Source organism: Cohnella sp. WQ 127256 (assembly GCF_024519285.1).
Classification (GTDB): Bacteria; Bacillota; Bacilli; order Paenibacillales; family Paenibacillaceae; genus Cohnella.
This window is the reverse complement of record NZ_JAMZCY010000001.1, coordinates 274,717-286,584: the sequence shown is the minus strand read 5'-3', so window position 1 is coordinate 286,584 and position 11,868 is coordinate 274,717. Positions and strand designations below refer to the sequence as shown.

The 11,868-nt window shown below is 51.9% G+C and carries 3 protein-coding genes; all 3 read right to left on the bottom strand.

Annotated features, from left to right (window positions below):
• Positions 1 to 16: 16 nt before the first annotated feature.
• Genes M1K58_RS01230 through M1K58_RS01220 form a run of 3 tightly spaced genes read right to left on the bottom strand, consistent with a single transcriptional unit; the run spans position 17 to position 11,866 of the window.
• Complete coding sequence (locus tag M1K58_RS01230) at positions 17 to 1,675, bottom strand: type II CAAX endopeptidase family protein (RefSeq protein ID WP_256756846.1); 1,659 nt, start codon at positions 1,673 to 1,675, stop codon at positions 17 to 19.
• A 5-nt stretch (positions 1,676 to 1,680) separates the two neighbouring features.
• Entirely contained in the window at positions 1,681 to 2,895 is a 1,215-nt protein-coding gene (gene fabD, locus M1K58_RS01225; protein WP_256756845.1) for an ACP S-malonyltransferase, read from the bottom strand.
• Positions 2,888 to 11,866, bottom strand: a complete 8,979-nt coding sequence (locus M1K58_RS01220) for a non-ribosomal peptide synthetase (protein ID WP_256756844.1) — start codon at positions 11,864 to 11,866, stop codon at positions 2,888 to 2,890. Before M1K58_RS01220 ends, fabD begins: the two co-directional genes overlap by 8 nt.
• Positions 11,867 to 11,868: the final 2 nt, after the last annotated feature.

The following is an 11,868-nucleotide window of genomic DNA, read 5'->3' as shown; positions in this document are numbered from 1 at the left end:
TAAGCCGCGTGATGGCTTACTTCGCGATCGCTTTCCGCTTAGAAGGATCGACGTTGATCGGATGTGGTGCTTGTCCAGCTCGATCAGGCGCGGAGGAATCGACCGGCGCGCTTTCCCGCATCCGGTAAAGAATGACCATCATGGAGACAACCAACACCGAACTTATCGCCATCAGCCAGACCATGCCTGAGCTATAGGGCATATCCAGCTTTCTCATCACGAAATATGTCCCGAACAGGAATAGCTCGTTCACAATCGGAGCCCAGATCGTCTTGAACCATTCGAACATAAGACCGAAGATCAACGCTCCAGCAAGGGCATAGATCGTCATGGGAATATCCCATAAGAAAAACAGCCCTCCATAAATAATGCCTGTCACGAGAATCGAGACGGAGATCGGCTGGACGGACCTCAAAACGTTATAGACCAAGGCGCGGAAAAATATTTCTTTATAGGCGGAATGAATGAATAGAAACAAAATAAAGATCGGAATGGAAGCGGTCGTTAGGTATTCGAATAGCTGCTCGAATTGCGGGAAGGTATCATGAAAATAAGGGATTTTGAAAAAAGCCTGTACCCATACACCCATGCCGACGCCCAGAATCGAGATCATTACCATAACCTTACGATCGATTCGCGAGAAATTGCTTACGACGATCAGGTTTTTCTTATGGATCGCTTTCATCGCGTAGAAAAAGATGGCGAAAGTCGCCAAGTCGAAAATGACGAATCCGATGACGTTATTATTGCCGAGCCAGCCAGATATTGAGGAGATAGACATAATCTTGTTATTCCATACATTCAGGAAGGGAAAATAGGTCACGACGAAGATGAGTGGCCATAGGAGCAGCCCGCCGATCATCTTAAGGTGGCCCACCTTCTCGTGACCTTTCCAAACCGAGACGACCAACACGACCGTGACGAACAAGCATAAGACTGCCATTAGGAACAGCACGGAATCGGTGAAAGTCGAGAACAGCTCCAGCAAACCGAACTTCTGGGAGCAAAACAAAATCGTGTTGATGACGAATGCCGTCCAGATCGTTGCCCAGACCGATTGCAGCTTCGTATACAAAATTCCGTACATCAGGGCAAGGAAAAACGCGGTAACCTGGATACTCGGATTAGGTTGGGCATACCCGTAGATGATCGCTTGCAACAGTAAAGCAACACCGAACGGAACGGCGCGGCGCATAAGGTTAAAGAGCACACCGCGGAAGAGTACTTCCTCGAATAGCGGACCGATGATACACACGCCTACGATGACCATGACGAAGCTATCCGATTTCATAAACAAGTTCAAGTAATCATCAAAGTCGGGCAAAGCGTCGGCTACCGAAGAAATCCGGATAACGCTCATGAACAGAAGTGCCGCGAAAATACCGATCAAAGTCAGCATCGCCGCATCCACCCGGCTCACTTTAGCGAACTTGCTCATTTTCCATACGCTGACGTAACGTTCTCCTACTATTCTCTTTTTAATTTGAAAGACGATCAGAATGATTGCCGCTGTAATCGCGAACATAATCGAAATCCACACAGGCAGATTGTCCATCAAATAATTGCCGTAGGCCCCAGAATCCGGTACGATCACCGTGTTGTGAACGAATGCCACCGCCATGAACAAGCCAAGCAGAAGCAATACTTCTCCCAGCATGAACGCTATCTTTTTCATTAACGTCATCCCTCTCCGTTGAGTTGGTAAACCAAGTGTGCCAGGCGTTCGTTTTGCTCATCTTCCGCGACTCGTTTGCACGCCAATATTTCCGTTAACAGTTCGAAGCTTTCTTTCATCCGCGAATACGATAGCTCGCTCCCTTCGGCGACCGATTGTTCCTGGATTTGCAGCAATCGCTTATAAGGCTCGACCGCTCCCTTGCGGTATTGCTCGGCATCGTCATTGCGATTCCGGGTCGTGACGGCGACGGTCAGGCACTGGTCGATGAATGCAGGCTTCAGCCGGCGCAGCTCGAACATCGAGTCCCAGTCCTCGGGCACGTCCAGCGCATAGGAACGGATATTTCGGGCCGTCTTGCGGTTAAGCTGCTTCAATACTTTGTGCGGACCGATCTCGATGGCGTATTGAACCCCTTGCCGTTGCATGAGCCGTACGGTTTCCTCCCATCGGACCGCCGTCGTCAGTTGTTCGGCCAATTTCTGCCTCAACGTAGTTGAATCGTGCTCGTGCGGGATGGCGGTAACGTTGGAAATGACAGGCCATTCCGGCTTGCTGAACGATAGGTTGGTTAGCTCAATTGACAGTTTCTCGGCGGCGGGCCGCATGAGCGAAGTATGGAAAGGAACCTTCGCGCGTAATCGGACGACTTTGCCGCCCAATGATTCGAGAACAAGCGCGATCCGTTCGACGGCTTCGCTGTGACCTGCGATGACCGCCTGGTCAGGAGCATTGAGACACGCGATCTCGACGACTTGCCCCGTGACCGGGTCGGAGACGCAGTATTCCTTTATCACATGCAGTGGTAAATGGTTCACCGCGACAATGAGTCCGCCTCCGTCCGGAACGGCTTCCTCCATCCATTTGCCCCGTTGCCGTACCGCCTTGACGGCGTCGGGCAACTTGAGTACACCCGCGCACGTTAGCGCGGACCACTCTCCCAAGCTATGCCCGGCCGCAACGTAAGGCTTCAAGCCGACCTCTTGCGCCAAGAGCCGATGTCCCGCTACGCTGCAGGCGAGGATGGCGACTTGCGTATTCGCGATGCTTCCCTCTTCGGGAAAGCCGTCTTCGAAGCACGTTCGCGCCAGATCGAGCCCAATCGACTCCCCCGCTTCCTCGAAAGTATGTCTGACGACCGCATAACTCTCGTGCAGGCTCTTGAACATTCCGGTGTATTGCGATCCGGTACCCGGATAGAGAAATGCCGTTTTATTCATGCGTCGCTCCTTCCTTTCCAGCCGCCGTTTGCCGACTGCTCGCGTATGGTTTGGTCAACCAACCGACCATTTTCACGTAGCCTTGGCAAAACTCTTTCATTTTCTCTTTGCGAAGCTTCCTTTCGTCGTAGCTGCATAGTAGCGTAATCCGATCGTTCTCTTCGAAGAAAGACAAGGCAATATCGAACGCTTCGTCCATATTCGCGCTGGCTCCGCTCCGGCCGTATTTATAGAACAACGGATAGATGCCGCTCTCTGGGGAAGGGGGTATGGCGTTCAATGGTTTGGTAACCGATACGTCCTCGTTTCCGGCACGCATCCCAACAAGATGCTGCTGAACCGAACAGACAAGCGCGAACGCCTCCTGTTGCCCGCTTAAATCGATATCCACCACATGTACCGTCTGATCGCGAGCCATTACGTAAATGGTCTGTTCGGCTTTCTTCGTCAATTGCGCAAACAGATAGAGATAAGCCCCCGCCAATACCGAATCCAGGTCGCCTTGGGCATCTTCCGCCATGCGCTTCGCGTCGGACGTCATTCGCGAATCCAACTGGAACGTAAGGGATGTCCGCTGCGGCTGGCCTTGCCGGTTCGCGAAGAACGATTCGGGCAGCTCAACGTGACGCATTGTCCCTAAAGCCGAATCGGACGCCGTTTCGGCTTCGATGAACGCGGCCAACGCATGAATCGTCGGATAGGTGAACAAGTCCGTCACCTTTACGACCCCGGGATAATCCTGTTCCAAAAGGGAATGCAATCGAAGCAGAAGCAGCGAATGGCCGCCGACGTCGAAGAAATTGTCGTGAGCGCCGACGCTGTCCAACGAGAGCACATCTTGCCATATCTCGCTTATTTTCCTTTCAAGCTCGTTCCGAGGCGCCGCGTTAGAAGCGCTCGTCCGTCGTTCCGCCTCCAAACGCAGAAGAGCGTTTCGGTCGATTTTGCCGTTCACCGTTAGCGGTAATTTCTCCATCTGCACATAGAACGACGGAATCATATAATCAGGGAGCGTTGCGGATAGATGTTTACGCAGCTCGGCGATCGGCAGCTCTTCTTTCACGGCTACGTAACCCCATAACGCCTTTTCCCCGGCCGCATCGTCTTTTGCCAGCACGACGGCTTCGCGAATATGCGGATGCTGCTGAAGCCCGTGCTCGATTTCCCCAAGCTCGATTCGGAATCCCCGAACTTTCACCTGGTGATCTATCCGGCCCATGTACTCCAATTCGCCGTCCGTAGACATGCGGACCAGATCGCCTGAACGATATAAAGTCTCACCAGGGCGATAGGGATTGGCGATGAACTTCTGCTCCGTCAATTCCGGGCGGTTCAAGTATCCTCGCGCGACGCCCTTGCCGCCAACGTATAGTTCCCCGGCAACGCCTACCGGCAGAAGCTTTAAGTTGCCGTCCAGAATATAGGTATTTAACGTCGGAATCGGCTGACCGATTCGGCTGACGTTCGACGAGATTTCTACGTCCGTCATTTCTTTGTAAGTGACATGAACCGTCGTTTCGGTAATCCCGTACATGTTCACCAGTTTGGTATCGGGGTATCGTTGTTTCCAAGAGCCGAGCATCGACGGCTTCAATGCCTCGCCTCCGAAGATCACGTAACGGAACTGAAGCTCCGGTCTCTGCTTCGCCGATTCATAGCGAATGAGATGATAGAAGGACGAAGGCGTCTGATTGAATACCGTCACCTTCTCCCCTATCAATACATCCAGCAATCGTTCCGGATCTTGCGCGACCTGCTTCTCCAGCACGACCAGCTTTCCTCCGAATAACAAGGCACCGTACATCTCCCATACGGAGAAATCGAAGCAATAGGAATGGAACATCGTCCAAGCGTCGTTTGCATTGAAGTCGAATAACGATGGGTCATGAACCATTAGACTAACTACGTTGCGATGCTCGATCATGACCCCTTTAGGCTTTCCGGTCGTACCGGACGTATAGATGATATAGGCCAGATTACCGGATACGCTCGCGCTCTTCGCGAAATCGCCAGACCGAGTAGAAAGCTGGGCGATATCGATGACTTCCGGAGCGATTAACCGCAGACCGGCTTCGTACTTCGATTCCGTTACGACGATAGAGGCTTCGCTATCGGCAATCATATACGCCGCCCGTTCCGCCGGGTAATCCGGATCGATTGGTACATAAGCGCCCCCGGCTTTCAGAACCGCGAGGATGCCAACGATCATGTCGATGGAGCGATCCAGCATGAGACCGACCCTCTGATCGGGTACGACCCCTTTGCTCCGCAACCCTACGGCCAGTCGATTCGCCTTCTCGTTCAGTTCCCGATAAGTAATGCGCTCGTTGCCGCAGACGACGGCGATATTATCCGGCGTTCGTTCCACCTGGTCTTCGAACAACCCGTGTATCGTTTTCTCGCGCGGATAACGCACCTCATCATCAGGAACGGATAACAACTGGCTGATCTCGTCCGAGGAAAGCATATCGATATTTCCGATCGCGATCTCCGGGTTGACCGTCACTTCTTTCAGAATATTGCGAAAATGATGTACCCACGTCCCGACCGTCTCTTCCCGGAACAGCTTCGTGCAATATTCGAAATGGCATTCGATTTCCGTTTCTTCCGTCTCGACAACTTCCAAAGTGAAGTCGAATTTAGCAGAGACGTGCGGAGACTCGCAACGCTTCAACGGAAGTTGATCGAGCGTCAGCTCCGGTATCGTCATGTTCTGCATGACGAACATAGCGTCGAACAGCGGATTTCGGCTAAGACTGCGCGTCAGCTGCAATTTTCCGACCAACTCTTCGAACGGATAGTCTTGATTGCTGAACGCGCCTAGCGTATTTTCCCTTAATTCCTCCGCGAACGATTTGAACGTTTTATGCGCTGACGGGTAATTTCTTATAGGCAGCGTATTGACGAACATGCCCACCGCGTTATGCAGATCGGCATGGGACCTGCCCGACACCGGCGTACCGACCACAATATCGTCCTGACCGGAATAACGGGACAGAAAAACGTTGAAGACGGCCAACATGGCCATATATATCGTGATTCGAAGATCCGCGGCGAGCTTCCGCAACGCGTGCGTTTCTTCTTCTGTCAGTCGAAACGTAAGCTTGTCTCCTTCGAACGATCTCATGGAAGGCCGGTTGTAATCGGCTAGCATGTTCAGCGTCGGCACCCCATCGGCGAATTGCCCGACCCAATAGCGCTCCTGCTCTCTCCAAGTCCCGTTAGCCAATGCTTCCCGCTGCCAAACGGCGAAATCCTTATATGGAACGACTGGCTTATCCGGCTCTTCTCCTTCATAGAACCCGACGAAATCTTCTACGAGAACGCCCATCGAGACGCCGTCGGACACAAGATGATGCATATCGAACAGAATAAGCTGCTCGTTCGGGTGCAATTGCACAATCGAAGCCCGCATAAGCGGAGCCTCGTTCAAATCGAACGGGCGAATGAAATCCCCGATCACCTCCGGTAATGTCGCTTGCGAACCGTCCCTCCGTTCGATCGAAACGGTTGAGGAAGGATGGACTTTCTGTACGGGCACTCCATCCACCATCCGGAATGAGGTTCGCAAGCTTTCATGCCGCCCGACGACCGAACTCAACGCTTTCTCGAACCGGTCTTGATCGACGGTCCCTTCGTATAGGAAAGCCGCGGGCAAATGATAAGCCGTGCCGATCTGTTCGAATTGCTGCAGGACGTACAGTCTGCTCTGAGCCGGCGAAAGCGCGTAATGCTCTTTTTCCTCCGATGGAGGGATCAGGGCAACGTCGCTTTTGCCCTTTCCGCGCAGTACGTTTGCCATTTTGCGTACCGTCGGGTTGTCGAAGATCTCTTTTAACGATAGGGTAGCCCTAAGCTCTTTGTGCAGCTTGTTCAGAAGCTCGGTCGCTTTAAGCGAGTGCCCTCCGATCTCGAAAAAGTTGTCTAAGGCGCCGATTCGCTCCCGATGAAGCACCGTTTGCCATAATGCGATCAAGGCCTCTTCCGTTGAATCGAGCGGCGCCTCGTAATCCGCGGCGGCCAGCTCGACATCTTCTAGATTAGCCAGCGCCTTCCGATCGACTTTGCCGCTCGAAGTCAGCGGCATTTTCCCAATGAGGCTATAGCGAGCGGGAATCATATATTCCGGGAGCAACTTGTCCAAATGACCACGAATATCGGCAATGGTCAGCGTCTGGTCGCTCACCATGTGCGCGCTCAAATACTTGTCGCCTTCGGGCGTTGCTTTCACCGTCACGACGGCTTCATGAATATCCGGGTGCCGCAGCAGTCCCGCTTCGATTTCCCCTAGTTCTATCCGATAGCCGCGCAGCTTCACTTGATGGTCAAGCCTGCCCATGTAAACGATCGTTCCGTCCGCCTGCCATTTCGCGAGATCTCCCGTCCGGTACATCCGCGTTCCCGAGACGAAAGGATTGTCGACGAATTTCTCCGAGGTCAGCTCCTGCAATTGAATATAGCCACGGGCTAACCCCTTGCCCGCGATGTACAATTCGCCAGGAACGCCAATCGGAAGCAATTGCCGCGCTTCGTCGAGAACGTATAATTGAATGTTATCGATCGGTCTACCGATGGGAACGCTGTCCGCTAGCGGTTCCGGCTGGCAATCGTAATACGATACGTCGATGGCCGCTTCCGTAGGTCCGTATAAATTAACGAGCATAAGTCCGCCCTGCAACAATCCGAACCGCTCGTAAAAGCGTTCGACATGCTGCGGGGGCAAGGCTTCCCCGCTTGCGAACACGTATTTCAAAGTCGCCAAAGAAGCTTGGCTCTTACCGGTTTCTTGCCGTCTTTCCTGGTGCTCCAGAAATAAATGCAGCATGGAAGGCACGAAGTGAAGAGTCGTCACCCGATGCTCCTCGATCGTTCGGACGATGATGTCCGGATCCTTCTCGCCGCCCGGCGGTAAGAAGCTAACTGCGGCTCCGGCGAAAAACCACCAAAGCAGCTCCCATACCGACACGTCGAACGTATAAGCCGTCTTCTGCAGAATGACATCGTTCTGTCCGATTGGATATTGCTTCTGCATCCAACGAATCCGGTTGACCGCGGCTCTATGTTCGATCATGACCCCTTTCGGGTTGCCCGTCGAACCTGATGTATAGATGACGTATGCTAAGTTCCGACTATGGACGGTCTCGACTCCAATCGTCGCTTCATTGTGACTATCGTCGCGATACCTCCCTTCGTCTCCGATGTCCAGAATCGCGCCGGAAAATGGAATGCAAGTCACCTTATGCTGCCCGTCCTCGGACATGACAAATAATTTCAGCCATGGCTTCTGGGTGAGTAATAGGACGGCTCCGCTATCTTCGAGCATGAAACGTATCCGTTCAGGCGGATAGTCGGGAGAGATCGGCAAGTAAGCTCCGCCCGCTTTCAGAATGGCAAGAATGCCGATCATCATCTCCGCGGATCGTTCGACGACGATCGCGGCGATCCGATCGGGGCCCAGACCGTTCCTCCTTAATTCCGCTGCTAGCCGGTTCGCTTTCTCATTTAACTCTCGATACGTGATCCGTTGATCGCCATTTAAGACGGCTATCCGATCGGGCCAATGTCCAGCGGCCTGCTCGAACCATTTGTGCAGCACGCTCTCATCGCTATCAACGGTTGTTTCCTCGCTGTTGAACGACCGAAGAATTTGCAGACGTTCTGTCCCGGACAACATGTCGATATCAAGCAGGCGGGCATGCGGATTAAGAAGCGCCGAGTGGACGATCTTCTCGAAGTGTCCGCACAATCTCTCCATCGTCTCGCGGTCGAAGAGCCGGCGGTTATATTCCAGCCAGCAAGTTAAACCGCTCCCCTCCACGTAAACGTCCAGCTTGAAATCGAGCTTCGACGTATTCGTCCGCCATTCCTCGAATGTCAGTTTCCTATCGCCAATTGTTTTTACCGAACCGAGATCCATCTGATTGTGCAAAATCAGCATCGTATCGAATAACGGATTACGCCCCAGTGGCGTTCTAGCCGGCACTAAACCGATCATGTCCTCGTAGGGGAAGTTCTGATGGGAATAATCCTCCGTTATGGAACTTGCGCAACGTTCAAGCGTCTCCATGAAGGTCGTTTCCGGATTAATCATCATCCGCAATGGGACATAATTAACGAACATGCCGACGATGGACTCCAAATCCGCATGATTCCTACCCGAAACCAATGAACCGACGACAATATCCTGCTGTCTCGTATATTTATTTAATAGAATTGCATAGACGGTTAATAAGATCGCATTAACGGTGACCGAATGCCGATGCGCAAGCTCGTTCAGCTTCCTCGTGTAGAACGAGTCGAGAGAGAATGGAATCGAATCTCCTTCGAAGCTTCGAGCGTCCGTCCTTTTGCGATCCGTCGGCATCTCCAGAAGTGGAACCTCGCCGGATAATCTCCGTTCCCAATAGCGCCTGTCTCGTTCATATCGATCCGAATGCTTCTGCTCCAGATGCCACATCACATAGTCTTTGTATTGCAGTTCAGAGTCAGGAAGACCCTCCCCTGCATATAGCTTGGCGAATTGTTCGATTAATTGGTTGACCGAGATCCCATCGGAAATGGCATGATGCATATCCAGAATAAGATGGTGCTTGCGCGCTCCCGTCCGCTCCTCGTCGCTCGAAGCAATCCCCGCTCGAAATAATGGCGCTACGCTCAGACGAAACGGACGTATAAATCCATCGATCGCTTCCCGTACACCGGCATGTCCGATACTTAAGGTTTGCAAAGCAAACTCAATATCCTCCACCCGATGGACGATTTGAACAATGTCTCCGTCGATTTCGGAAAAAGAGGTTCGCAAGCTCTCATGGAGGCCTATTAATCGGCGGAAGACGTCCTCCGCTTTCACGATGTCGAGTTCGCCTTCGATATGGATGAGAACCGGCATATTATAGCTAGTTCCGACTCCTTGGGACTGTTCTTGCACGTACACCCGGTATTGCGAGGAGGAAACCGGATAATACTCGCTGTTCTCTGCCTTTGAAATCGGCTTGTAAATGCTCGTCTCCGCATCCCGCATATAATCGGCTAGCTTCCTCACAGTAAATAAATCAAATAGAGAGGCTGCCGGTATTTCGACATGAAACTCTCTATGAATACGATTGAGCAGCAAGGCCGCGGTTAAAGAATCTCCACCCAGCTCGAAAAAATCTTGATCGATGCCTACGCTTCCCAGCTCCAATGCATCAGCCCATAACAGGGACAACCGCCACTCCAGCGAATCGTCCGAAGCTTCCATAGCTTCAGGCGTAATCCGCTCGTTTAGCAGCTCTTGCAGTCTCTCCATGACTTCCGTAAATTCTCCCCTTACAAAGTTTTCTTCCAGCTTGTATCGTTGCAATTTTCCGCTGGTCGTTTTGGGTATACTTCTTACCGGTATGACATGCTTGATCGATAGTCCGGTCGCTTTATTCAAGGTCATCTTGACATCCAAGGCGATATCGACGAAACTGTCTGGTTTGCCCCGATGTATGATGAAGGAAACGATCTCGTCCGTCCCCGCACTCTCGCTGGCAATACCGCATATCGCGATTTTTCCAAGCTCAATATCAAGCTGTTCCTGTACGATACTTTCCAAATCATGAGGAAAATAATTTTGTCCTCTTACGAAAATAATATCTTTTTTCCTTCCGGTAACGACAAGGCGCCCCCTTCGCAAAAATCCCAAATCTCCGGTACTCAGCCAGCCCTCTTCGTTCAAGAGCTTGTCTGTCTCCGTGGGATTACGATAGTAACCCTGCGTAACGTTACTTCCTTTGATCTGGATATTTCCGATATAGCCCTCTATCAATAGGCCGCCGTCATCATCGCATACACGGACCTGGCAATCTTGTACAGGATAACCGACGTCCACGAACGTTACGCATTCCTTGTCATCGGGGCCGGTATCCCTAACGGGTTCGCCCGCCGAAAGCCGATTTCTATCCAAATATACGGGAATCACTTCTTCGTTCGTCGGAGGAAAGGTGACGGCTAGACTAGCTTCCGCCATTCCGTAGACGGGGAACAAAATGTTTCTGTTCGCCCCGGTCGGTCCGATCGCATCCAAAAACCGATTGCATAGCTTTGCCGATACCGGCTCCGCCCCATTGAAGATGAGCCTTAATCGCGATAGATTCCATTCGGCGATACGCTCCTTCTTGCAGTGACTCAGGAAATGCTTGTAACCGAAATTGGGTGAGGAGAGCAGCGTAATCCCATGCTCATGCGCTTTATGCAGCCACAGCTCTGGATCCATAACGAATAACGTCGGCTGCATGATGAATTGATTAATGTTGGCGGTAAAAGCTGTCAGATGGCAGCCGATCAACCCCATATCGTGCGTAAGTGGCATCCAGCTCAGGGAGGAATCGGCCGAGGATACCCCAGCACCTTCGATGATGGCGTAGATGTTGCAAAGTATATTCCCGTGCGTCAAGATGACCCCTTTGGGCGTGCCGGTCGAACCTGATGAGTATTGTATTAACGCAATATCCTCCGACCGCATCGGTTGCGGGTTTCCTTTCCTGGGTTCTAACACCCCCTCGTCTTCATCAGTGAGGATCGCTTGTCTTTTCATTGCCGCGATACAAGATGATATCTCAGGAAGCTCTGCGTATTTCTCGATTTGCCGAAGAATTTCCTTCGAACATGCCAGATAAGGTTGACGAAGGGAATTCCAGACTCTAGCCAGCTTAAGCTTGTGATCCTCGTTATTCCCAGCTGCAAGGGGTACGGGAATAATGCCTCCTAACTGGCAAGCCCAGAATAAAGTGATAAATTCGCCGTTATCCTCCACCTGAAATACAAGCTCGTCTTTGGGCTGCATACCTTTCTGTTGCAGGACATATAATTTTTCCTGCGCTTTACCGTACAACTCCCCGTATGAGACGAAAATATCTTCCTTCCTGGTCGTATAAGTTATCCCTTTATCGGAATTCCTAAGGTCGTGAAGAACTTCCGCAAGTGTCAATTGTCGCGTCCGCATCATGG